General features: G+C 67.5%; 23 protein-coding genes. 18 read left to right on the top strand and 5 right to left on the bottom strand.

Features of this window, described 5'->3' with window-relative positions:
- Positions 1-2 precede the first annotated feature (2 nt).
- From dnaJ to P3L18_RS01580, 3 genes are read left to right on the top strand one after another with little or no spacing between them, the layout of a single operon-like run.
- Positions 3-1,160 carry a molecular chaperone DnaJ gene (dnaJ, locus tag P3L18_RS01590; RefSeq protein ID WP_079930238.1) on the top strand — a complete coding sequence of 386 codons (1,158 nt, stop codon included), beginning with the start codon at positions 3-5 and terminating at the stop codon, positions 1,158-1,160.
- Between the two features lie 10 nt (positions 1,161-1,170).
- Positions 1,171-1,920 (top strand): 16S rRNA (uracil(1498)-N(3))-methyltransferase, encoded by a 750-nt coding sequence (locus P3L18_RS01585; protein WP_276113023.1) that lies wholly within the window; start codon positions 1,171-1,173, stop codon positions 1,918-1,920.
- A gap of 34 nt (positions 1,921-1,954) precedes the next feature.
- Entirely contained in the window at positions 1,955-2,725 is a 771-nt protein-coding gene (locus P3L18_RS01580) for an alpha/beta hydrolase (RefSeq protein ID WP_079930236.1), read from the top strand.
- A gap of 56 nt (positions 2,726-2,781) precedes the next feature.
- Here P3L18_RS01580 and P3L18_RS01575 read toward each other — a convergent pair whose 3' ends face one another.
- Complete coding sequence (locus P3L18_RS01575; protein WP_079930235.1) at positions 2,782-3,231, bottom strand: hypothetical protein; 450 nt, start codon at positions 3,229-3,231, stop codon at positions 2,782-2,784.
- A gap of 214 nt (positions 3,232-3,445) precedes the next feature.
- Between P3L18_RS01575 and P3L18_RS01570 the strand changes: the two genes are divergently transcribed.
- From P3L18_RS01570 to P3L18_RS01530, 9 genes are read left to right on the top strand one after another with little or no spacing between them, the layout of a single operon-like run.
- Positions 3,446-5,593, top strand: coding sequence for a PhoH family protein (locus tag P3L18_RS01570; RefSeq protein ID WP_043457177.1), 2,148 nt, complete (start codon positions 3,446-3,448; stop codon positions 5,591-5,593).
- On the top strand, positions 5,590-6,192 hold the full coding sequence (ybeY, locus tag P3L18_RS01565) for an rRNA maturation RNase YbeY (protein ID WP_014360468.1): 603 nt from the start codon (positions 5,590-5,592) through the stop codon (positions 6,190-6,192). Before P3L18_RS01570 ends, ybeY begins: the two co-directional genes overlap by 4 nt.
- The gene (locus P3L18_RS01560; RefSeq protein ID WP_014360467.1) at positions 6,189-7,610 is read left to right on the top strand and encodes a hemolysin family protein; all 1,422 of its coding nucleotides are present in this window, start codon (positions 6,189-6,191) and stop codon (positions 7,608-7,610) included. The genes ybeY and P3L18_RS01560 overlap by 4 nt, the downstream gene beginning before the upstream one ends.
- Positions 7,607-7,966, top strand: a complete 360-nt coding sequence (locus P3L18_RS01555) for a cytidine deaminase (protein ID WP_006371464.1) — start codon at positions 7,607-7,609, stop codon at positions 7,964-7,966. The genes P3L18_RS01560 and P3L18_RS01555 overlap by 4 nt, the downstream gene beginning before the upstream one ends.
- Positions 7,963-8,874, top strand: coding sequence for a GTPase Era (era, locus tag P3L18_RS01550; RefSeq protein WP_014360465.1), 912 nt, complete (start codon positions 7,963-7,965; stop codon positions 8,872-8,874). The genes P3L18_RS01555 and era overlap by 4 nt, the downstream gene beginning before the upstream one ends.
- 57 nt (positions 8,875-8,931) lie before the next feature.
- On the top strand, positions 8,932-10,446 hold the full coding sequence (locus P3L18_RS01545) for a DUF3533 domain-containing protein (RefSeq protein WP_079930233.1): 1,515 nt from the start codon (positions 8,932-8,934) through the stop codon (positions 10,444-10,446).
- 12 nt (positions 10,447-10,458) lie between these two features.
- Positions 10,459-11,250, top strand: a complete 792-nt coding sequence (gene recO / locus P3L18_RS01540; RefSeq protein ID WP_006371467.1) for a DNA repair protein RecO — start codon at positions 10,459-10,461, stop codon at positions 11,248-11,250.
- On the top strand, positions 11,231-12,052 hold the full coding sequence (locus P3L18_RS01535) for an isoprenyl transferase (protein WP_020170818.1): 822 nt from the start codon (positions 11,231-11,233) through the stop codon (positions 12,050-12,052). Before recO ends, P3L18_RS01535 begins: the two co-directional genes overlap by 20 nt.
- A complete protein-coding gene (locus tag P3L18_RS01530; protein ID WP_276113022.1) occupies positions 12,049-12,462 on the top strand; it encodes a hypothetical protein in 414 nt (137 codons plus the stop codon). Before P3L18_RS01535 ends, P3L18_RS01530 begins: the two co-directional genes overlap by 4 nt.
- On the opposite strand, the gene P3L18_RS01525 is transcribed toward P3L18_RS01530, so the two are convergent.
- Together P3L18_RS01525 and P3L18_RS01520 are read right to left on the bottom strand one after the other, a co-directional pair.
- Positions 12,435-12,878, bottom strand: coding sequence for a Fur family transcriptional regulator (locus P3L18_RS01525; RefSeq protein WP_276113021.1), 444 nt, complete (start codon positions 12,876-12,878; stop codon positions 12,435-12,437). The genes P3L18_RS01530 and P3L18_RS01525 overlap by 28 nt on opposite strands.
- Positions 12,875-13,303 (bottom strand): metalloregulator ArsR/SmtB family transcription factor, encoded by a 429-nt coding sequence (locus P3L18_RS01520; protein ID WP_014360461.1) that lies wholly within the window; start codon positions 13,301-13,303, stop codon positions 12,875-12,877. Before P3L18_RS01520 ends, P3L18_RS01525 begins: the two co-directional genes overlap by 4 nt.
- Before the next feature lie 126 nt (positions 13,304-13,429).
- Here P3L18_RS01520 and P3L18_RS01515 point away from each other — a divergent pair, with 126 nt between their 5' ends.
- The 4 genes from P3L18_RS01515 to P3L18_RS01500 all read left to right on the top strand — a co-directional run bounded on the left by P3L18_RS01515 (position 13,430) and on the right by P3L18_RS01500 (position 17,774).
- On the top strand, positions 13,430-14,296 hold the full coding sequence (locus P3L18_RS01515) for an oxygenase MpaB family protein (RefSeq protein WP_026920026.1): 867 nt from the start codon (positions 13,430-13,432) through the stop codon (positions 14,294-14,296).
- 142 nt (positions 14,297-14,438) lie between these two features.
- The gene (locus tag P3L18_RS01510) at positions 14,439-15,839 is read left to right on the top strand and encodes a glycine--tRNA ligase (protein ID WP_276113020.1); all 1,401 of its coding nucleotides are present in this window, start codon (positions 14,439-14,441) and stop codon (positions 15,837-15,839) included.
- 116 nt (positions 15,840-15,955) lie between these two features.
- Entirely contained in the window at positions 15,956-16,459 is a 504-nt protein-coding gene (locus P3L18_RS01505) for a cold shock domain-containing protein (protein ID WP_079930228.1), read from the top strand.
- Positions 16,460-16,499: 40 nt separating this feature from the next.
- A complete protein-coding gene (locus P3L18_RS01500; RefSeq protein ID WP_094602042.1) occupies positions 16,500-17,774 on the top strand; it encodes a deoxyguanosinetriphosphate triphosphohydrolase in 1,275 nt (424 codons plus the stop codon).
- A 45-nt stretch (positions 17,775-17,819) separates the two neighbouring features.
- Here P3L18_RS01500 and P3L18_RS01495 read toward each other — a convergent pair whose 3' ends face one another.
- Positions 17,820-20,087, bottom strand: coding sequence for a glycoside hydrolase family 3 C-terminal domain-containing protein (locus P3L18_RS01495; protein WP_276113019.1), 2,268 nt, complete (start codon positions 20,085-20,087; stop codon positions 17,820-17,822).
- A 332-nt stretch (positions 20,088-20,419) separates the two neighbouring features.
- Between P3L18_RS01495 and P3L18_RS01490 the strand changes: the two genes are divergently transcribed.
- Entirely contained in the window at positions 20,420-21,763 is a 1,344-nt protein-coding gene (locus P3L18_RS01490) for a PE-PPE domain-containing protein (protein WP_276113018.1), read from the top strand.
- A gap of 67 nt (positions 21,764-21,830) precedes the next feature.
- Complete coding sequence (gene dnaG / locus P3L18_RS01485) at positions 21,831-23,747, top strand: DNA primase (protein WP_276113017.1); 1,917 nt, start codon at positions 21,831-21,833, stop codon at positions 23,745-23,747.
- A 51-nt stretch (positions 23,748-23,798) separates the two neighbouring features.
- Here dnaG and P3L18_RS01480 read toward each other — a convergent pair whose 3' ends face one another.
- Positions 23,799-23,963, bottom strand: a complete 165-nt coding sequence (locus P3L18_RS01480) for a hypothetical protein (protein ID WP_172398841.1) — start codon at positions 23,961-23,963, stop codon at positions 23,799-23,801.
- Positions 23,964-24,267 lie beyond the last annotated feature (304 nt).

Below are 24,267 nucleotides of genomic sequence, written 5' to 3'. Positions count from 1 at the left end.
CCGTGGCAACTGACTACTACGGAATCCTGGGCGTCGCCAAGGGCGCGACCGACCAGGAGATCAAGCGGGCCTACCGCCAGATGGCCCGCAAACTGCATCCCGACGTCAACCCGGGAGAAGAGGAGCGCTTCAAGGAGGTCACGACCGCCTACGAGGTGCTCAGCGACCCGGAGAAGCGACGGATCGTCGACGCCGGCGGCGATCCGCTGGCCGGTCCGGGAGCAGGTGGATTCGGCGCAAATTTCGGCGGCGGCGGCCTCGGCGACGTGTTCGAGGCGTTCTTCGGCTCCGGCGGTGGGTTCGGCAGTACTTTCGGTGGTAGCCGCGGGCCGCGCTCGCGCGTGCAGCCCGGTGAGCCCGCGCTTGTCGCCGTCGAGCTCGATCTGGAGGAGTGCGCCTCCGGGGTGAACAAGGAGATCACCGTCGACACCGCGATCCTGTGCGATGTGTGTCACGGGTCGGGTACCAACGGGGATTCGAAGCCGATCAGCTGCGACACCTGTAAGGGTGCCGGCGAGATCCAGGCAGTGCAGCGTTCGCTGCTCGGTCAGGTCATGACGGTGCGCGAATGCCCGACCTGCCACGGCACCGGCGAGATCATCCCCGATCCGTGCCACAAGTGCGGCGGCCAGGGGAGGGTGCGTTCGCGCCGCACGATGACCGTGCGCATCCCGGCAGGAATCGAGAGCGGCATGCGGGTCCGGTTGGCCGGCCAAGGTGAGGTCGGTCCGGGCGGCGGACCGGCCGGGGATCTCTACGTCGAGGTCAGCGAGCGCCCGCACGAGGTGTTCATCCGCGACAAGGACGACCTGCATTGCACGTTGCGGGTGCCGATCGCCGACGCCGCGCTCGGTGGCAGCTTCGAGGTCCCGACGATCCTCGGCGATCTCGCGAGCGTCACCATCGAGCCGGGCACCCAGCCCGGACAGGTCGTCAAACTGCGTGGCCAGGGCATGCCGCATGTGAACACCGGTGCCCGCGGCACCCTCCACGTCCATCTCGACGTCGCGGTACCTGCCAAGCTGACCGCCGCGCAGACCGAGGCGCTGAAAGCCTTCCGCGAGGCCTCCGACGATTCCATCGACCTGGTCACGACCTCGGCGGCAGCAGCGCCGGGCGGTTTGTTCTCCCGGCTGCGCAACGCCTTCGCGGGACGCTGATCGGCCGGACGTGAGCCCGCCCCTGTTCTGGGTCGACGAGGTCCCGCCGGCCGGCACCACCACCCTGCTCTCCGGGCCGGAAGGCCGCCACGCGGTGACCGTCGCGCGGCTGCGGCCGGGGGAGCCCCTGCTGCTCGGTGACGGCGCCGGGTCGGTCGCCACCTGCGAGGTGACCGCGGTCGAAGGCAAGGATGCGCTGTCGGCGCTTGCCCACCGGTTCGTGTTCACCGACCGGCCGCGACCGTCGGTGTCCCTGGTGCAGGCGTTGCCGAAATCCGAGCGCTCGGAGCTGGCCGTCGACCTCGCCACCGAGGCCGGTGTCGACCGGATCGTGCCGTGGCAATCGGCACGATGCGTCGCCCGCTGGGCGGGCAAGGCCGACAAGGGTGTCGCCAAATGGCGGGCCGCGGCCTCCGCGGCCGCCAAACAGAGTCGGCGCCCGTGGATTCCGGAGGTCACCGACCTCGCCTCCACGATCGACGTGCGCGCCCACGCCGCCGAGGTGATCGCCGCCGGTGGTGTGGTCGCGGTACTGCACGAGGCCGCTGCGGTGTCGCTGCGGACCCTACCGTTGGCGCAGGCACGCGAGATCATGCTGGTGGTCGGGCCCGAGGGCGGTCTGGACGACAGCGAGATCGCCGACCTCACTGCGCTCGGCGCGCAGTCGGTGATCCTGGGGCCGGAGGTGTTGCGCACCTCGACGGCCGCGTCGGTCGCCCTCGGCGCGCTCGGCGTCCTCACCGATCGGTGGGCCCGATGAGACCCGATCGGCGGGACCGATGAGACGCTGCGCGGTGCACCGGACGGCGATCGCCTACGGCGAGGCGAACTCGCAGTTCGGGCACATCTATCACGCTGCCGAGGAGGCCGATCTCCCCGCCACGATGCGGCCGATCGTGCTGATCCACGGCGGCTACTGGACCACCGAGTTCTCGCTGACCATCGAGTCGGCGATCGCCCGGCAGTACGGCGAACGTGGCGCGTTGGTCTGGAACATCGAGTATCGGCGCGTGGGGGAGGACGGCGGCGGATGGCCGCACACCGGCCGTGACGTCGTCGCTGCGATCAACGCGCTCGACGGGCCGGTCCGGGAGGCTCTGCCCGCACCCGTCGCCGACCGCGTCGACTGGAATTCGGTTGCGGTCGTGGGACATTCGGCCGGTGGTCAGCTTGCGGTGTGGGCCACCGCGCAGCTGCGGGCACAGACCGCGAACACCCGCATCACCACCGTTGTCGCCCAGTCGGCGGCCCTGGATCTCGTGGCCGCGGGACAGGCCGGCCGGGAGTCGGTGCAGGCGTTGATCGGCCGTCCCTACGCACAGGCGGCCCAGCGCTATCGGGCCGCCTCTCCCATGGAGCAGGATCCATTCGACGCACATGTCGTGGTCGTCCACGGCGACCGCGACACCGCCATTCCGGTGGAGCTCAGCCGCCGCTACGTCAGCACGGTATGCGCGCGCGGTCAGTCCGCCGAACTGATCGTCGTGCCCGAGGAGGGGCACGACGCATTCGTCGATCCGCGCAGCGTGTGCAATCGGCAGACGATCCGGGCGCTGGGATTGTAGGTGGTAGCGGGCTGTGATCGGTGGTGATCAGGGCCGGGCAACCAGGACCCGGGCGCTCAGGGCCGGAACGGCCGGCCGGGTGAGGACACCGACCACACCTCGACGATCCGCCCGTTCTCGGCGCGCAGGATGTCGGTGCCACTGATCCGGCGTTCGGGTTCGGCGTCGGTCGCCGGGATCACGGCGAGGTAGGGCCGACACACGTGTCCCGTCCCGTCCGCGCCCATATCGGTGAGCACCGGGTCGTCCGGTGTGTAGTGGATACCCGCCCGCTGCGCGCGGAACTCACCGATGAAGTCGGTGAATGTGGCCGGATCGTCGATCTCGTTGATCGATTCGGCACCGGCCTGCGCGTAGCGCAGACGGAATCGAGGCGCCATCAGAGCATCGGCGGTGATCAGTCCGTTCCACAGATCCGCCCATCGCGTGTAGAGGTCGATTCCCGGGTCGGCGGTGGGTGCGGCAGCGGGGCCGAGGGTGTGGGTGGTGTCCGGATGCGTGCTCATCTGCGTTCTCCTGTATTGGTGAGGGACGGTGTGGACCGATGCGGCACTGCATCGAGGTGAGGATAGGCGGAGGGTCCGACAACTTCGGCGAACGGAATATTCGATCGCGGATCGCCCGTTGGGCAGGGATAGACTTGACCGCACATCGCCGCACGGCGCCCCCCGAACTCCAGGAGTGATCTGATACGTGAGTGACGACAACCCCGACGGCCGCGTGCCGGCGCGCGGCGCCGCAGGGGCCGGACCTGTGGTCACCTCCACCATCGATGTCCCTCCCGAGGTGGTGTTCGGGCTGCTCGGCACCAGCGATGTCAATCTGCGCACGCTCGAGCAACTCCTCCCGGCCGACATCCACGTCCGCGGCAACCAGATCACGCTGCGTGGCCGTGGCGCCGACGTCGCCGCCGCCGAGCGCGTCATGGGTGAACTCGTGGACCTCGTCGGTCGCGGCACCCCGCTGACCCCGGACCTCGTCCGCCACAGCGTGTCGATGCTGTCCGAGGGCGCCACCGAATCGCCCGCCGACGTCCTGTCCCTCGACATCCTCTCGCGGCGCGGAAAGACCATCCGGCCCAAGACGCTCAACCAGAAGCGCTACGTCGACGCCATCGACGCCAACACCATCGTGTTCGGTCTGGGCCCGGCCGGTACCGGCAAGACCTATCTGGCGATGGCCAAGGCGGTGCAGGCACTGCAATCCAAGAGCGTGAACCGCATCATTCTCACCAGGCCCGCGGTGGAAGCCGGTGAGCGACTGGGCTTTCTGCCCGGCACACTCAGCGAGAAAATCGACCCGTATCTGCGTCCGCTCTACGACGCACTGCACGACATGATGGACCCCGAGTCGATCCCCAAGCTCATGGCCGCCGGGGTGATCGAGGTGGCGCCACTGGCATATATGCGTGGCCGGGCGCAGCCGGTGTCGACCAGGGTCCTCACGCCACAGGGCTTTCGTCCGATCGGTGACATCGAGGTCGGCGACCACGTCATCGGCTCGAACGGCTCGCCGACCGAGGTCCTCGGCGTCTACCCGCAGGGGTTCAAGGACATCGTGCGGGTCACCACTCAGGACGGTGCGTCCACCCTCTGCTCCACCGATCACCTGTGGTCGGTGTACACGCGAGACGACCGTCGTCGCGGCACCGGCCCGCGGGTACTCGAGACGAAGGAGATGATCGGAAATCTCCGGGCGGCGCACTATCACCGGTTCGAGTTGCCGCTCTTGAGTGGCGCTGCCGAGTTTCCTCGCCAACCGGTGCCGCTCGACCCCTATGCGCTCGGTCTGATGCTGGGTGACGGCTGCATGGCGGGGATGGCCACGCCATCGTTCACGACAGCCGACCGAGAGCTGGTCGATGCGTTGGTCATGGCCGTGCCGGGTATTCGCGCACGGCAGCGATCCGACGTCGACTACGTCCTCAACCGGATCACCACTCCCGGTGAGCCGATCACGATCGAGAACCCGGTCACCCACGCCATGCGCGAACTCGGATTGTGGGGCACCAAGTCCCCTACGAAGTTCGTACCGAAGCAGTACCTTCTCAACTCGTCCGACGTCCGATTGGCAGTGCTGCAGGGACTTCTGGACACCGATGGCGGCCCGGTCACCCAGACCGGCCGGTCCTGCCGTGTGCAGTACGTGACAGTCTCGGACCAGCTGCGCGATGACGTGATGTTCCTGGTGCGATCGCTGGGCGGTGTCGTCTACGGACGAACCCGCGTCGCGCAGGGACGGCCCCCTGGTAAAGCACGGGGTCGAGAGGTGTTGTACCGACACGACGCCCACGTCCTCGACATTCGTCTCCCGGATGGGCTCGCTCCGTTCCGGATGACACGCAAGGCGCAGAAATACGGTGCGACCACGGCCAAGCCGCCCAAGCGCTACATCGAGAGCATCGAATCGGTGGGTACCGATGAAGCCGTCTGCATCCGGGTGGCGGCGGAGGATTCGCTTTATGTCACCGAGGACTTCCTGCTGACCCACAACACGCTCAATGACGCCTTCATCATCCTCGACGAGGCGCAGAACACCACCGGCGAGCAGATGAAGATGTTCCTGACCCGGCTGGGTTTCGGGTCGAAGGTGGTGGTCACCGGCGACACCACGCAGGTCGACCTGCCCGGCGGTGCGCAGAGCGGACTGATGGCCGCCACCCGCATCCTCGACGGCATCGACGACATCCACTTCGCCACCCTGACCAGTCAGGACGTGGTCCGGCACCGGCTCGTCGCCGACATCGTCGACGCCTACGGGCGGGCCGAGGAGGCGGCGCGGGACAACCCGCGACTGCGTGACTCGGATCGCATCGGTGGCCCCAATCGCGCCGCGCGGCGCTCGGCAAGTCAGGGACGACGCTCATGAGCATCGAATTCGCCAACGAGTCCGGCGTCGACGTCCCCGCCGAATTGGTGCTCGCCGCAGCACGATTCGCGACCGAGGCGATGGACGTCCATCCCGGGGCCGAACTCTCGGTGCTCTGTGTCGACGAGCCGACGATGGCCGACATGCACGTGCAATGGATGGATCTGCCCGGTCCCACCGACGTGATGAGCTTCCCGATGGACGAGTTGGTGCCCGGCGGGCGGCCCGACGCCGCCGAGCCGGGCCCCGCCATCCTCGGCGACATCGTGCTCTGCCCCGAATTCGCCGCCAAACAGGCCCGCGAGGCCCGGCGCTCACTCGAGCACGAGCTGGCGATGCTCACCATCCACGGCGTCCTGCATCTGCTCGGCTACGACCACGCCGAACCCGACGAGGAGAAGGAGATGTTCGGCCTGCAGAACCGTCTGCTCGAAGAGTTCTACGCACAGCGGCACCGCGAGGCCCAGCAGCAACGCCAGACCGATCGGGACACCCGTCTGCTGACCAACATCGGGTTCACCGACTCCCCGTTCCCCGAATTCCCGGGAGGTGACGAGGGCTCCGCGCAGCAGCGGCCCGCGGGCTCGACGGAGCAGTGACCGGGGCCGCCTATCTGTGGTTCGCGCTGTCCGCCGTCGTCCTCGTCGTCCTCAGCGGAGTGTTCGCCGCGGTGGACACCGCGGTGTCGACCGTGTCGATCGCCCGTGTCGAGGACATGGTCAAGGAACGGCGCGCGGGTGCGGTGCGGCTCATGCGGGTGCTCGCCGCCCGCGCGACCTATGTCGGTCTCGCGGTGTTGCTGCGGGTGGTGTGTGAAACCGCTGCCGTCGCGTTGGTCGCGGTGATCGCCGTGTCCGAACTGGGCATCGGGTGGGGACTGACCGTCGCCATCGCCGGGATGGCGGTGGTGTCATATGTGGCGGCCGGGGTCGGCCCGCGCACGCTCGGTCGTCAACACGCCTACACCATCGCGCTGGCCTCGGCCGCGGCGCTGCAGATCCTGGGCGTGATCCTCACCCCGCTGACCCGGTTGCTCATCCTCATCGGAAACGCGGTGACGCCGGGTAAGGGATACCGCAACGGGCCGTTCGCCACCGAGGTCGAGTTGCGTGAGGTCGTCGACCTCGCCGAGGCGAGCGGGGTGGTGGCCGCCGACGAACGCCGCATGATCCAGTCGGTCTTCGAACTCGGCGACACCAACGCCCGCGAGGTGATGGTGCCGCGACCGGAGATGATCTGGATCGAGAGTGACAAGAGCGCCGCGCAGGCAACGAGTCTGGCTGTGCGCAGCGGGCATTCGCGTATCCCGGTGATCGGGGAGAACCCCGACGACATCCTCGGGGTGGTGTATCTGAAGGATCTCGTGGAGCGCTCGATGCGCGGCGAGGACGCCCGCTCGGTGAGCGTTTCGGCGGTGATGCGCCCGGCGGAGTTCATCCCCGACTCCAAACCGCTGGACCGGGTTCTGGAGGACATGCGGCGCACCCACAACCACATGGCGTTGCTCGTCGACGAATACGGCGGCATCGCCGGGCTGGTCACCATCGAGGACGTCCTCGAGGAGATCGTCGGGGAGATCACCGACGAGTACGACACCGGTGAGGTCGCCCCCGTGGAAGACCTCGGCGACGGTCGGTACCGGGTCTCGGCGCGACTGCCGGTGGAGGATCTCGGCGAACTGTTCGACATCGACATCGACGACGACGAGGTCGAAACCGTCGGAGGGCTCGTCGGCCTCGAACTCGGCCGGGTGCCGCTGCCGGGGGCTCGTGTCGCCAGCCACGGCCTGCAACTGGTGGCCGAGGGCGGACCGAATCGGCAAGGCCGCCAGCGCATCACGACCGTGCTCGTCGAGCAGATCGAGGAGCCCGAGACCGAGCGGGATCCGCTCGATGCCCGAGAGGACGAGCGCAACGACACGCCGGGCAGGCGTGGCGGCTCGCGGGGCGGCGAACGCTCCCGACGCAACGGCGAATACGCTGAGCGCCGGGACGCCCAGCAGAAGGAGGCCATGTGAGCGAGCCATTGGGTGACGAAGACGCCAAGTTGGTGACTCTCGCCCGCGGCGCGCGTGGCCGGGCGCAGTCGCCGTCGGGCGCGGCGGTCCGCGAGGGAGACGGCCGAACCTATGCCGGTGCCGACGTGCGTACCGCCTCGTTGGAACTGTCGGCACTACAGGTCGCGGTGGTCACCGCACTGTCGAGTGGCGCCGAGTCCTTCGAGGCAGCGGTGATCGTCGGCGGTGGCGCCGACGACCCGGGCCGCGCGACGCTCGCCGAGATCAGCCCGGACGCACTGCTGGTGGTCACCGACGCCGCGGGCACCGTGCTCGACCGGGTCCGCGCCGGTGCCGGGGCGGACACGGCTTCATGACCGAATTCCGTTCGGGTTTCGTGTGTTTCGTCGGCCGGCCGAACACCGGCAAGTCGACTTTGACCAATGCGCTGGTGGGCGAGAAGATCGCGATCACCTCGAATCGGCCGCAGACCACCCGCCACACCATCCGCGGAATCGTGAATCGGCCCGACGCGCAGCTGATCCTCGTCGACACCCCGGGGCTGCACCGGCCGCGCACGCTGCTCGGTCAGCGGCTCAACGATCTGGTCCGCGACACCTACTCCGAGGTCGACGTGATCGGTGTCTGCATCCCGGCCGACGAGCGGATCGGTCCGGGGGACCGGTGGATCGTCTCGCAGGTCCGGCAGATGGCGCCGGGGACCACGGTGCTCGGCATCGTGACCAAGATCGATCGCGTCGGGCCCGAGCAGGTCGCCGCCCAGCTGCTCGCCCTCTCCGAATTGCTCGGACCCACATCGGAAGTGGTACCCGTCTCGGCGACCTCGGGTGAGCAGATCGACGTGTTGACCGACGTGCTGGTGTCGCTGATGGAGCCCGGCCCGGCGTTCTATCCCGACGGAGAACTCACCGACGAGCCCGAACAGGTCCTGATGGCCGAGTTCATCCGCGAGGCCGCACTCGAGGGAGTTCACGACGAGTTGCCGCACTCGCTGGCGGTGGTCATCGAGGAGATCATCCCGCGCGAGGATCGGGCACCGGAGCAGGCGCCGATGGTCGATGTCCACGCAATCCTCTACGTCGAGCGTGACAGCCAGAAGGGCATCATCATCGGCCACAAGGGTGCCCGTCTGAAGGCGGTGGGCACCACGGCGCGCCGTCAGATCGAGGCGCTGCTGGGTGTGAAGGTGTACCTTGACCTGCACGTGAAGGTGGCCAAGGACTGGCAGCGCGACCCAAAGCAGTTGCGCCGCATGGGCTTCTAGGACACCGCAGGCTGGTGCGGGCGAGGTGGGCCCGCATCGCGGACCGGAGGGGTAGCGATGGGCAGGCACGAGGAGACCGGGCACGTCCCCGAGGGTGAGGAACTGGCTCGGCCGGGCGAACACGAACGTCCACAGCGGGACGTCCGGGTCACCACCACGATCTCCGGGGTCCTGGGCTCGCCCCGGTTCTGGCTGCTCCCGCTGCTGTTGGTGGTGGTCGTGATGTCGTTCATGGCCGCCCTCTACATGGGCGCCATCGCCGATCCGGAGAAGAACCTGCACAACTTCCCGGTCGCGATCGTCGACGAGGACAGCGGCGGCAGTCTCGACAACGGCAATGGCACCTCCACTCAGGTCGATTACGGCAAGCAGGTCGCCGACGGCATCATCACCAACGCCGCCAAGAGCGGTATCGCCGTGCACCGCACCGACCGAGTCACCGCACTCAACGAGCTCAACGGCGGCAAGGTCTACGGCGTGGTGGCACTCGGCGCCAACTTCTCCGATTCCGTTCTCGCACTGGGCAAGGCCACCGTGCTGCAGGCGCGGCCGGAGCCGGTCACCATCGACGTCTACATCAACCGCGGGTCGGGGACCTTCGCCTCGGCGGTCACCACGACCTTCGCCGACCGGATCTCCGAGCAGGTCAACGCGCAGATGGGTCAACAACTCACCGACACCGTGCGCGCCCAGCTGGCCAAGGCGGACGTCGCCTTCTCCGGGGCGGCGCAATTGGCCCTGTGGCAGCCGGTCAAGGTCGACGTCATCGAGGCGACACCGCTGCCCGACGGCTCCGGAAATGGTTTGTCCGCCTTCTATTTCACGCTGTTGCTGATCCTGGCCGGGTTCACCGGCGCGATGATGGTGAGCATCGTGGTCGACGGCATGCTCGGCCAGACCCCGATCGAGTACGGCCCGTTCTACCAATTGCGGGTCCGGCTGGCGATCTCGCGGTGGGGCACCCTGGCCGCCAAATGGACGATCATGGCGCTGGTGGCCGTGATCCAGTCGGCCATGTACATCGGCGTGTGCACCGCGGTCGGGACCTCCCTGCCCAACGCGTTCACCCTGTGGATGGTCTCGGTGCTCGCGATCTTCGCGGTCGGGGTGTCGGCGAGTTCGATGATGGCGGTCTTCGGCAACGCCGGGCTCATCCTCAATCTGGTCTTCTTCGTCATCCTGGGACTGCCGTCCTCCGGTGGGACGGTGCCGCTGGAGGCGAGTCCGCGGCTGTTCTCCTGGATCGCCGCGGTGGAACCGATGCACCTGGTGTACCTGGGCGTGCGGGCGGTCCTGTACTTCGACGCCGACTGGGACGCCGGGCTGGGACGGTCGGTGATCCAGATGGTGATCGGGCTCGTCGTCGGTGTGCTGCTCGGCTGGCTGGGCACAACCTTCTACGACCGCAAGGGCTGGCATCGCTATCCCGGTGGGATGCGTCTGCCCGAGCGGCTGGCGAAGGCCATGGACAAGACCGGCACGCCCACCATCACCACACCGTCGCCGCACCACTCGCCGGTGGGAGTTGCCGATGACGGGGTGTCACCGCCGGGCTCTGTCGTTGATCGGTGACAGAATGACCCGGTGAGGTTCTACCGTGATGAGGCTGTCGTGCTGCGCCAGCACAAGCTCGGCGAGGCCGATCGGATCATCACGTTGCTGACCGCCGACCACGGGCTCGTGCGCGCGGTGGCCAAGGGGGTGCGCCGCACCCGGTCCAAGTTCGGTGGACGCCTCGAACCGTTCGCCCACGTCGACATCCATCTCTATCCGGGCCGCAACCTCGATGTCGTCACGCAGGTGCACAGTCTGCACGCCTTCTCCGACGCCATCGTCGCCGACTACGGGCGCTACACCACCGCGTGCGCGGTGCTCGAGACCGCCGAACGACTCGCCGGCGAGGAGCGTGCACCGGCCACCCAGTTGCAGCGACTGACCGTCGGGGCGCTCGAGGCGCTCGCCGAGGATCGTCGCCCACGTCAGCTCATCCTCGATGCATTCCTGTTGCGGGCCATGCATTGTGCGGGCTGGATGCCTGCGCTGGAGTTGTGCGCACGATGCGCCACCCCCGGCCCGCACCGTGCGTTTCACGTCGCCGCCGGGGGAGCGGTGTGTCTGCACTGCCGGCCGCCGGGCGCGGCGACCCCCTCCCCGGGAGTGCTCGACCTGATGGATGCGCTGTTCCGCGGCCAGTGGGAGCACACCACCGACGCCTCCGATTCGCTGCGTCGCCAGGCCAGCGGACTGACCGCCGCGCACCTGCAATGGCACCTGGAACGGCAGCTGCGCACCCTGCCGCTGATCGAGCGTGCCGCTCCTCATAGGGTGATCGAGTCAGGCGTGAGAGGAGTCGAAGATGGCGTTGCGGCCGGGTAGCTCCGCCAAGAAGCAGACCGCGCACCGGGCACGTACGCTCATCCGCCCGCCCGATCCCCATCCCAGCGGTGCCACCCCACCGAATCTGCCTCCGGAGTTCGTCCCCAATCACGTCGCCCTGGTGATGGACGGCAACGGACGGTGGGCCACCGACCGCGGCCTACCCCGCACGGAGGGGCACAAGCGCGGCGAGGCCGTGCTGATGGACACCGTGTGCGGATGTATCGAGATCGGCGTGAAGTGGTTGTCGGCGTACGCGTTCTCGACCGAGAACTGGTCGCGTAGTCCCGACGAGGTCCGGTTCCTGATGGGGTTCAACCGTGACGTGATCCGACGTCGGCGTGACGAGATGCACGAGATGGGGGTGCGCGTGCGCTGGGCGGGACGGCGGCCGCGGTTGTGGCGCAGCGTCATCAAGGAACTCGAGGTCGCCGAGGAACTGACCAAGGACAACGACGTGATGACGCTGACCATGTGCGTCAACTACGGTGGACGTGCCGAGATCGCGGATGCCGCAAGGGAAATCGCGCGGCGAGCGGCGGCCGGCGAGATCGACCCGGAACGGATCACCGAGTCGTCCTTCGCGCGATACCTCGATGAGCCGGACATGCCTGACGTCGACCTGTTCTTGCGTCCCTCCGGCGAGCAGCGCATCTCCAACTTCTTGCTCTGGCAGTCGGCCTACGCCGAAATGGTGTACCAGGAGAAGCTCTTTCCCGATTTCGATCGCCGCGACCTGTGGGCGGCGTGTCTCGAATACGCCTCACGCGACCGGCGCTTCGGCGGGGTCAGACCCACATGACCGACGACGACGCGACATCGGTTGCGCGCGTGCGCGAGTTACTCACCGAGGTCGGTGACGTGGTGGGCGGTGACGCCGACTCGGTGGTCGTCCGGGTGGGACGCACCCGCGCCTCGATCCGCGCGGTCGACATCGCCGAGAACCTCGAGGTCCTCAGTGTCACGCAACTGATCGCGGTGAATCTGCCCAACACCCCGGAACTACGCGACGACGTCGAAACCCACGACGCGAAGCTCAGTTTCGGCAGTCTACGACGCAGCGACCCGGAGGGCGTGACCACCGACGTGTTGCTCTACTACACGTTTCCGATCGGTGGCCTCGCTGACATGGCGCTGCTGACCATGCTGCATCTGGTGCTGGTGACCGGCGCCGACGTCGCCGGTCATCTGGTCGGCGACGCCATTTCCTGACGACGGGCCTGGCACTGCGCGCACCGCCCGAAGACCTCGACGGTGTGGTGGATGTCGGTGAATCCGTGTTCCTCGGCGACCGTCGCGGCCCAGCGTTCGACGGGGTCGGCCTGGACCTCCACGGTGGTGCCGCACTCCCGGCAGACCAGATGGTGGTGGTGACCGGACGAGCAGTTACGATAGCGGGTCTCACCCGTCCCGTCCCACAGCGCGTCGATCTGTCCGGACTGCGACAAGGCCTGCAGGTTGCGGTAGACCGTGGTCAGTCCGATCGACTCGCCACGGGCCTTGAGTTGTTCGTGGAGTTCCTGCGCGGACCGGAAGTCCTCGCTGTCGGCCAGGGCGTCGGCGATGGCCGCACGCTGCCGGGTGGAGCGGATGCCGGTGACGGGTCCCGCGGCCGATCGGCTGCTCACGAGGCGGCTCCGGTTCGGTCCTGCGCCACCGGATCAGCCGGGTCGCCGGTGGCGCCAACCGATTCGGGGTCGCCGGCCGACTCGGTCTCGACCGACGATTCGGTGGCGTGGACCAGGGCGTCGGTCACGATGTGCGCGAGGTGATCGTCGATGAGTTCATACATGATCTCGCGCCCGTTGCGGTGCCCGCGCACCACGCCGGCGTCCTTGAGCACCCGGAGGTGCTGACTGACGAGAGGTTGGCTCAGCCCGAGTCCGCCGACGAGCTCGTGGACGCATTTGGCGCTCTCCTGCAGGGACAACACGATGGCGATCCGGGTCGGCGCGGCCAGCGCACGGAGGAGGTCACTGGCGGCCTCACGGGCCTGCGCGTCGGTGCGCTCGGTGAGGGCGTCGCAGGGTCGGTGGGTGTCCATGTCGACCATCTTATGGGAAGTCGTTGTCATTTGGGATGAGCGTTGCCGACGACCACCACATACCGAGAGGCATACCCGCTAGTCTGGAAACGTATGTTGCCAGAATGTGGCGGTTCAGAGTGGGAGGGCTTCGAGATGACCGATGAGGATGAGCCGCATCGTACGAGGGTGTCCCGTGCGCAACTCGACGCACTCGACGCGAGTTTGTTCGCCCGCTCGTTGATGGCGATGGGCAACACCATGAGCACTGCGAACGTGATCATGCAGCTCGCCGATCCCGCGGTCGGTTACGGCGTCGCGCACAGCACCGTCGACAATGGGCGGCTCGATCGGCATCCGGTCAAGCGGGCGCGCACGACCGCGTCATATCTGGCCGTCGCCATCCTCGGCGACGCTGACGACCGGCGCCGATTTCGGCGTGCGGTCAATGGCCAGCACGCGCAGGTCCGGTCCGCGCCGGACAGTCCGGTCGAGTACGACGCCATGAATCCGCACCTGCAGCTCTGGGTGGCGGCGTGTCTCTACGTCGGTCTCGAGGACATCTACGAGCGGGTGTACGGGCCGCTGTCCGGTGACCTCCGCGACGAGTTCTACCGCCAGGGAATGGTGTGCGGCACCACCTTGCAGATGCCTGCCGAGAGCTGGCCCGCCGACCGCGACGCCTTCGACGAGTACTGGGATCGGCGGGTGGCCGAGATCTCGATCAGCGACGAGGTGCGCGAGTTCCTCCTGTCGATCGCCCGCTTCGGGTACGCACCGCAGTGGGTGCAACGCCGGTACGGCCCGGTCAAATACCGGCGCACGATCGGCTATCTGCCGCCGGCGTTCCGGACCGCGCTGCGCGTGGAATGGACCGCCGACGACCAGCGCTGGTTCGACGACTACATCGCGCGCTGCGTCGCCGCGGAACGTCGACGGCCCCGCTGGCGCTCCCAGTTGGGATTTCGGCTCTTGCTCTGGGACACGCGGATACGGCATCGACTGGGTCGGCCGCTGGTGTGAGCCGGCGCGCGGCGGCATGGTCCTCGGGTCGGGACCGCCGGGCGGATCCGCGATTGTTCTCCGCTTGTGATCGACGGCTACCCTGTAGGGGTTGCCGTCATCGAAGGTGCCGGTGGCGTGACCCTGTCCCAACGTCTGTGGAGTGCGATTCATCGTGGCCGCCGCCCCGTCCAAAGTCGAAGCCGTCGTCAACCTCGCCAAGCGGCGCGGTCTGGTCTACCCGAGTGGTGAGATCTACGGTGGAACGCGCTCGGCGTGGGACTACGGGCCGCTCGGTGTGGAGCTCAAGGAGAACATCAAGCGGCAGTGGTGGCGCACCATGGTCACCTCCCGAGACGACGTGGTGGGCCTCGACTCGTCGGTGATCCTGCCGCGGCAGGTGTGGGAGGCCTCCGGTCACGTCGAGGTGTTCACCGACCCACTGGTCGAGTCGCTCTACACCCACAAGCGGTATCGGGCCGATCACCTCATCGAGGCCTACGAGATCAAACACGGCCACCAGCCGGAGAACGGCCTCGCCGACATCAACGACCCCGAGACCGGCCAGCCCGGAAAGTGGACCGAGCCCAAGGCATTCAGCGGTCTGATGAAGACCTACCTCGGCCCGGTCGACGACGAGGAGGGGCTGCACTATCTGCGGCCGGAGACCGCGCAGGGCATCTTCGTCAACTTCAAGAACGTCATGACGACGTCGCGGAAGAAGCCGCCGTTCGGCATTGCCCAGATCGGCAAGAGCTTCCGCAATGAGATCACCCCCGGCAACTTCATCTTCCGCACCCGTGAGTTCGAGCAGATGGAGATGGAGTTCTTCGTCAAGCCCGGCGAGGACGAGCAGTGGCATCAGTACTGGATCGATCAGCGATTCAACTGGTACGTCGACCTCGGGATCGACCCGGAGAACCTGCGGCTCTATGAGCACGCGCAGGAGAAGCTCTCGCACTACTCCAAGCGCACCGTCGACGTCGAGTACAAGTTCGGTTTCTCCGGTAACCCGTGGGGTGAACTCGAAGGCGTCGCCAACCGCACCGACTTCGACCTCTCCACGCATTCGAAGGCCTCCGGTGAGGACCTGTCGTTCTTCGACCAGGCCTCCGGCGAGCGCTACACGCCCTACGTCATCGAGCCGGCAGCCGGACTGACCCGGTCGGTGATGGCGTTTCTGTGCGACGCCCTCACCGAGGAGGAGGTGCCGAATGCCAAGGGCGGCACCGACACCCGCACGGTGCTGCGTCTCGACCGCCGTTTGGCCCCGGTCAAGGTGGCCGTGCTGCCGCTGTCGCGCAACGAGAAACTCTCGCCGAAGGCCAAGGATCTCGCCACCGAGCTGCGCAAGAACTGGAACGTCGAATTCGACGATGCGCAGGGCATCGGCAAGCGTTACCGGCGCCAGGACGAGATCGGCACGCCGTTCTGTGTGACCGTGGACTTCGACACCCTCGACGATCACGCGGTCACCATCCGCGAGCGCGACACCATGAGCCAGGAGCGGGTCGCCCTGGACAAGGTGGCCGAGTATCTGGGTGGCAAACTCCTCGGCTCCTGATCGGCGAACCGCTTTCGATTGGGCCTGACCTGCGGCTGTCTGTCACAATTGGGGACGGAGTCGCGAGGTTCGGGCATGGGGTCCGCCGCAGCGATCAGTAGAGAGTGAGTGCAATCGTGGCAGTCAGTGGCAAGGTCGTCCATTACGACACCAACCGTGGATTCGGGTTCTTGGCCCCGGAATCCGGTGGGGCAGATGTGTTCTTGCACATCAATGACATCGACATCGACGAGAACGACCTGAAGCCGGGCGCCAAGGTCTCCTTCGATGTCGAAGAGACCGACCGTGGTTCCAAGGCGATCAACGTCGCGGTCACCGAGGCCGCTCCGGCCGAGGAGTCCGGCGGTGGACGGCCGCCGCGCCGTGACGATCACCGACGCGATGATCACCGACGTGACGACCATCGCCGCGATGACCACGGTCGTTCGCACGGCGGCGATCGGGACCGTCCGCGCCGTCCGCGCGCCGGTGGGGGCGGATCGTTGGATGCGGCCGCATTCACCGAAGAGGTGACCGAACTGCTGCTCGATTCCTCCGACGACCTCACGGCCGCGCAGATCGTCGCGATCCGCAGCCGGATCACCGACTTCGCCGTCGCCCGGGGTTGGGTGCTTGACTGACCGCCCTCCGACGGGACGGTCCGGGGGGTCCCAATCCGGGATTCCCCCGACGGCGTTCTACGGCGACGAGGCCACCGAGCGGATGGTGCCCGAGGGCGCCAAGGTCGCGAGCCTGCCCGGAACCCGGACCGACCACCGCAGTGAGTACGCGCGCGACCGTGCGCGCGTACTGCATTCGGCTGCCTTGCGTCGCCTCGCCGACAAGACCCAGGTCGTCGGCCCGCGCGAGGGCGACACGCCGCGTACCCGTCTGACCCATTCGCTCGAGGTCGGGCAGATCGGCCGCGGGATCGCGATCGGCCTCGGCTGCGAACCCGATCTGGTGGAATTGGCCGGCCTCGCCCACGACATCGGCCATCCCCCCTACGGGCACAACGGTGAGCGTGCGCTCAACGAATTCGCTTCCGACATCGGCGGATTCGAGGGCAACGCGCAGAATCTGCGAATCCTCACCCGGCTTGAGCCCAAGTTGCTCGACGATCAGGGCCGCAGTGCCGGGCTCAACCTGACGCGCGCCTCTCTCGATGCGACGCTGAAGTATCCGTGGACCCGCCGGCCGCCGAATGTGAAGTTCGGCGCCTACGCCGACGACGCCGCGGCCCTGGATTGGGTCCGACGCGAGGCGCCGGGCGATCGGCAGTGCATCGAGGCGCAGGTGATGGACTGGTCCGACGACGTCGCCTACTCGGTCCACGACCTCGAGGACGGTGTCATCGCCAACCGCATCGATCTGCGCACGCTCGCCGATCCCGACGACCAGCGCACGCTCGCCGACATCGGGATCAAGGAGTTCCCGGGTCTCGAGCCCGAACCGTTGATCGATGCCGCACAACGACTCTCGCGCATGGAGATCGTGCGTGCGGTCGGGGTGTTCGACGGCAGTCTGGACGCGTCGGTCCGGCTCAAGCGGCTCACCAGCGAACTCATCGGCCGGTTCGCCTCGGCCGCGATCACCGGCACCCGCGAGGTCGTGGGCGGGCGGTCGCTGTCCCGGTACGACGCCGACCTGTCCGTGCCGCCGCTCATCGCCGCCGAGGTGGCGATCCTGAAAACCCTTGCGCTGCGGTTCATCTTCTCCAACGTGCGGCACAAGACCCATCAGGCCCGGCAGCGCGAACGCATCCACCGCGTCGGCGAGTGGCTCAGCGCCGCGGCTCCCGGGGGGCTCGACCCGGTCTTCGTTCCCAGCTGGGAACACGCCGCCGACGACACTGCCCGCAAACGGGTCATCGTCGACCAGATCGCGTCGATGACCGAGGGCAGGCTCGAACGGATGGACAAGCAGAACTCGGGCGCGCAGGCACATCTGGGCTGAGTGGTCGGGCGCGGCGCCGCAGATCACTCGGGCCGGGCGCCGGGTTCATCGCGCGGCGTTGGCCCGATCCAGGATGTCCTGCAGCACCTCTCGGGGTAGCGCCCCGGCGGAGAAGTCGACGATCCGGCCCACCGGGACCGAGCCCATGATGGTCACCAGGTCCATGCCCTCGCCGGTGTCGGCGCCATCGGTCAGGGCGTCGGTGATCTTCGTCATCGCCTCGGCCGCAACCGGATCGGCCAACACCTCGGCGATGCTCGATTCCAACGTGAGGTCACCGGTGGTGTCGTCACCGACGACGTCGACCTCGGCGGTCAGCCGGATGTCGCGGCTGGAGGCCCCCACCGACACCGCGTACCGCCCGGACCGGACCACGAACGAGTGTGTCCGGAGATCCCATCGGGACAGGTCGTCGGCCGTCACCGTCATCTCGACCCGCGCGCTGCAGCCCGGATCGAGGTCGATGTCGGTGAACGCCTTGAGTTCACGCGGCGCGGTCACCGGGGTCGGCATGGTGACGGGGGTCGGCCCGGTCGCCGGCGCGGAGGTGGCAGCGCCGAAGTAGACCTGTACCACCTCACGTCCGGTCCGTGCGCCGGCGTTGGTGATCGTCGCCGCCACCCGCAGGCCGCCGTCGTCGGTGGTGTGCACCTCGAGGTCCCGGTACTCGAAGGTGGTGTAGGACAAGCCGTGTCCGAAGGGAAACGTCACCGGCAACTCACGTGCGTCGTACCAGCGGTAGCCGATGAACAGGCCCTCGCCGTAGATCACGTGCCCGAATTCGCCGGGAAACGACAGATGATCAGGGGTATCGGACAGACGCTCGGGAACCGTCTCGGCCAGTCGGCCCGAGGGATTGACGTCACCGAACAGCACGTCGGCGATCGCGGCGCCCCCCGCCTGGCCCAGTAGTGCACCGTCGAGGAGCGCCGGAGCCGTCAACGGCGACAGCCGCAGCACCCCGCCGTGCGCCAGGACGATCACGGTGCGCCGATTGGCGGCGACGATCGCCTCGGCCAGGGCGAGTTGGGCAGGCGGTAACTCGATGTCGGCCCGATCGAACCCCTCGGATTCCTGCTCGTCGGCGAGTCCGAGAAACAGCACCACCGTCGACGCGGCTCGAACCACCGAGACCGCCTCCTCGAGCAATGTGGCGTCGGTGTCGGTTTCGGCACCGATGCGGTATCCGGCAGCGAATCCGACGCCGGCCCCGGCGCGGGCGCGGATCTCCTCGAGAGGGACGTCGACGCGGGTGGCGTGCACATGCGATGATCCGCCACCCTGATATCGCGGGTGCGCTGCGAGTTCGCCGATGACGGCCAGATCCGCGGTCGGGGTGAGGGGCAAGAGGTCGTCGTCGTTGCGTAACAACACGATTGCGCGACCGGCGACCTCACGTGCCAAAGCGTGATGCGCGTCGAGATCGGGGGTTTCGGGCGCTCTCGGGGCGCGCGCGGCAGCGGTGCGCGCGAGCGCGGCGACACGGACGGCCGCCGACCTCAACGCCTCGGGAGCGAGGCGGCCGTTCGCGACGGCCTCGGCCACCGCCGCATCGGCTGCGGGCCCGGGGGAGGGCATGGTCAGATCCACACCCGCGGCCAGCGCAGCCACCCGATCGGCGACCGCGCCCCAGTCACTGATCACCGCACCGCCGAAACCCCATTGTTCGCGCAGGATCTCGGTGAGCAACTCCCGATGCTGGGAGGCGTGGACGCCGTTGATCCGGTTGTAGGAGCACATCACCGTCCACGGCTGCTGTCGGGTGACGATCGTCCGGAACGCACGCAGATACAGCTCGTGGAGCGTGCGCTCGTCGACGTCGGCGCTGATGCGCATCCGGTCGGTCTCCTGGTTGTTCACCGCGAAATGCTTCAGGGACGCGCCCACGCCACGGGCCTGCAGACCGTGAACCCACGCACCGCCGAGCTCAGCGGTGAGGTGAGGATCCTCGGAGAAGTACTCGAAGTTGCGACCGCCGCGCACCGACCGCTTCAGATTGACGCCCGGCCCGAGCACCACACCGACAGACTGTGCGCGTGCCTCGTCGGCGATGGCCGCGCCGACGCGTCGCGCCAAGGCGGGACTCCACGTCTGGGCCAGTCCGACAGCCGGCGGAAAACACGTTGCGGGCACACTGCCGGAGATTCCCAGATGGTCGGTCGGGCCGTCCTGTTTGCGCAGCCCATGGGGTCCGTCGGTCATCAGGATCGAGGGAACGTCGCCGACGGACTCGGTGGTCCAGAAATCGTGGCCGCTGGTCAGGCGAGCCTGCTCCGCGATGCTCGAAGGGGCTCCGTCCGGCTGCTGTGTCACGGGAGAACTCCTCTGTGGGCTCTGGGGGGTCGTGGCGGGCGCGGGAGGCGACCGTTCACCCCCGACCGTAGCCGTGGACGCCGAGCATGGTGGGTCGTTCGGCGGTCGGTCCGGCGCCGGAAATGCGTGATGGTGTGACGCATTGTGGTGCATTGACAACGCGGCGCCGTGCAACCTCGCCGTTTTCACAACAATATTGTTGGTGCCTTTTCCCGAAAACCATCTGTACGTGGAACCGAGCATTTTCTATGCTCAGAGCGTCACTATGAGGGCGTCCTTGAAATAGATGAGAGTCCACTCATCTCGACGGGGGCCATGAAAGGACACCCGTGATGGTGCATGTTCGGCGCAGCCTGCTCGGAATGATCATCGCCTGCGCCATGCTCGTTGTTCCCGCGGTGTTCGTCCCGGCGTTTCCGAATGCCATGGCGCGCGCATCGGTATTCCCGTCGTCGGGATCCGGCACGGAGATCTACACCATCGAGCCATTGGATTTCAATCTGATCGATGCGATGGCGATGCTCTTTCAGGGACGGTGCAGCGCGGCCGGTGCCGAGTGCCGGCAGGTGCCGACCTCGGCGTCGCCGGACCCTTCGCATTTGTTCGGTGTTCCAGGCGAATTCGGTCCCATCTCGCTGGGTGCGGACTCCCTGGATGCGACTCTGCGGGCCAACGGCGCCGACATCGCCGACGCACACCACCCGATTCTGGTTTTCGCATATTCGCAAGGTGCGCAGGTCGCAGGATTCTGGTTGCGCGACCTGAGTGCCGATGCCGATTCCTACGCCCCGCCGGCGACCACGTCGTTCCTTCTCGTGGGCGATCCCGAGAATACGTACGGCCCCTGGTGGTTGCCGAACGTACCGACCACCACGCCCTATCACGTCACGGAATTCTGGAAAGAATACGACGGCTGGGCCGATTGGCCCTCCGACCCGAATCCCCTCGCCGTCGCGAATGCCATCGCCGGGATGATGTTCATTCACCCCACCGCGTATTTCTCGATGAATCCCGATGACCCGAACGACATCACCTGGACCGACGGGAATACGACGTATGTCATGGCGCCGACCGCAGATCTGCCGCTGCTCGATCCGCTGCGCTGGCTCGGGCTGACCTCGGTCGCCGATGAACTCAACGCACAATGGAAGCCGATCGTCGACAGCGCCTACACGCGACCGTCGACCCAGGCGGCAGCGAACGCCTACACCGCGGCTGCGTCTACGACGCAGAGTCAGACGACGTCTACGACGCAGAGTCAGTCGGCTTCGACGGGTTCGACGGGGCTCGTGACCCCCGCACCGGAGTCCCGGCTCGCGGCCGCGGTCGCCCCCAGGACCACTTCCACGACCGCACCGGTCCCGGAGGTGGCCCCGTCGAGCAGCACACCTGCCTCGACGCCGTCGGCGCCCGTCACAACGACAACGACCGGCCCGACGTCCACCAGTCCGACAACCACCAGCCCGGCAACCACCAGCCCGACCTCCGCAGCAACCGCACCCACCACGGCCGCGCCGTCGTCCGTGGCCGCCGTGCCACCTGCGATCTCGCCGTCGGCGACCACATCATCAACGGCATCCCCGACAGCAGCGACGAGCGATCGCGCGCAGGCCGACTCGGCCGGATCGCGCGCGTCGACCACGGCGGCTTCGGCGAAGGCCGATTCGGGGAATTGAGGGCGGTTCCTCCTCGCCGGTCACGTCGGTCGCGATCACCCCGGTCACGGTCACTACACTGGTCGAAGTGGCAGGCCGAATCCCCGATCGCGACATCACGGCAATCCGTGAGCAGACCCGCATCGAGGACATCATCGGCGAGTACGTGGCATTGCGCCAGGCCGGTCCCGATCGGCTCAAGGGACTGTGTCCCTTTCACGACGAGAAGACCCCGTCGTTCCACGTCCGCCCGGTGCACGGCCATTTCCACTGTTTCGGGTGCGGCGAGGGCGGCGATGTCTACAGCTTCCTGCAGAAGCAAGAACACATCGGCTTCGTCGAAGCCGTCGAGCAGCTCGCCGACCGGATCGGCTATCAAATCCACTACGAGGGCGGCGGACCGAGTGTCCAGCGGGATCGCGGCACCCGGGCCCGCCTGGCCGCCGCGAATGCCGCGGCACACAAGTTCTACGTCGAACAACTGCGCTCACCCGAAGCGCAGATCGCGCGCGACTATCTGACCGAACGCAACTTCGACGCGGCCGCGGCGGCCCAGTTCGGCTGTGGGTATGCCCCGGCCGGCTGGGACACGATGACCAAACACCTGCTCGGTCAGGGCTTCGAGTTCGACGAGCTTCGCGAGGCGGGACTGTCGAAGGAGGGCCGCAAGGGACCGATCGACCGTTTCCATCGTCGGCTGCTCTGGCCGATCCGCAATCTCGGCGGCGACATCATCGGCTTCGGAGCGCGAAAACTCTTCGACGACGACAACCTCGGCAAGTACATGAACACCCCGGAGACCATGCTGTACAAGAAGTCTCAGGTGCTGTTCGGTCTGGATCTGGCGAAGAAGAACATCGCCAAAGGCCATCAGGTGGTCATCGTCGAGGGGTACACCGACGTGATGGCGATGCATCTGTCCGGGGTGACCACAGCGGTCGCCTCGTGTGGGACGGCGTTCGGTGAGGATCATCTGGCGCTGGTGCGAAGGTTGATGATGGACGACTCGTACTTCCGTGGCGAGGTGATCTACACCTTCGACGGCGATGACGCGGGAAAAGCGGCTGCGCTCAAGGCTTTCGAAGGAGAACAGTCGATCGCCGGGCAGACCTTCGTGGCGATCGCCCCCGACGGCATGGATCCGTGCGAACTTCGGCAGGAGCGGGGCGAGGCCGCAGTACGCGACCTGATCGCCCGCCGAATCCCGATGTTCCAGTTCGCGATCAAGACACTGATCGCCGCGCACGATCTCGACACCGCCGAGGGCAGGGTGCATGCGTTGCGTGAAGCGGTGCCGGTGGTGGCCCGCATCAAAGATGTTGCGCTGCGCGACGAGTACGCACGCCAACTCGCCGGCTGGGTGGGTTGGGAAGAGGTGCCGCAGGTGCTCGCCCGGGTCCGCGAGGAAGCCGCCCGGCACAACCGCGCCACCGGCCGCGCACAGACATCCGGGGCGTCGGGGACGCGACGCGACCGACCCGAGGCGGCGAAAGACCCGGGGTCGGCGCGTCCCCGCCCCGACGACCCGCGGCTCTGGCCGCAACGCGAGGCGTTGAAGGCGGCGCTGCAGTACCCGGCGATCGCCGGGACGGTGTTCGACTCGCTTCCATCCGAGTGCTTCACCGAGCCGATCTACATGCGGTTGCGCCAGGCGATGGCCGACCTCGGCGGCACGTCGTCGGGCATGGGTGGCGCGCAATGGGTGGACGCGGTGAACCACGAGGTCGACGACCCGGTGCTCTCACCGATGGTCACCGAACTCGCCGTGGAGCCGATGAGCGTGACCGAGGACAACATCCCGCGCTACGTCAACAGCGTGCTCGCCCGCTTGCAGGAGGTGTGGGTCGGTGCGCAGATCGCCGACATCAAGTCACGCCTGCGGCGGATGGCGCCCAGCGAGGACCCCGACGCGTACAACGCCGTCTTCGGTGATCTCGTCGCACTCGAGGCCTATCGCCGCAGTCTGCTCGAGCAGGCCGTCGACCCCACCCAGGGCGTCGGCTGACCGAGGCCTGTGCCGTGCAGTGCGCTCAGAGGCCTGTGCCGAGCAGTGCGCTCAGGCCGCTTCGGAACGGATACCCGGACGCAATTCGGCCGGATACATCGGTCGGTGCGGGTCGTCGGCGTTGTAGACGCAGCCACCCGCGTAGGTGTGGATGCCCGAGCAGCGGTCGGGGATCGGGCGCGGACGCCCCCAGATGTGATCGGCGGTCGCAGTCATGGTCGCCTCCCTCGGTACTTCGTGGACGATGCACAGAAGTATGGGGGCATACCTGTCCGAATGGGCAGTGAGCGCGGTGTTTCACTCGCAATGAGCGCAGGTGAGGTGTCTCACACTCCGGTGGCGGGTTCATGCATCGATGGGCCCAAGGAGGCGTGCAGGGGCAGCGGCCGTACGCAAACACGTTGAGCCCGAACCGATGTCATCACCGGTCCGGGCTCAACGTCAATTGGTTCTGGTCTGGTCAGTCTTTTCTGCCGGGAATCCCGATCGCGAATCCGATGCCGATGATCACGCAGGAAAC

Origin of the sequence: Gordonia sp. N1V, assembly GCF_029269935.1 — a bacterium.
Taxonomy (GTDB): Bacteria; Actinomycetota; Actinomycetes; order Mycobacteriales; family Mycobacteriaceae; genus Gordonia; species Gordonia polyisoprenivorans.
This window is presented reverse-complemented; position numbering and strand designations above follow the sequence as displayed.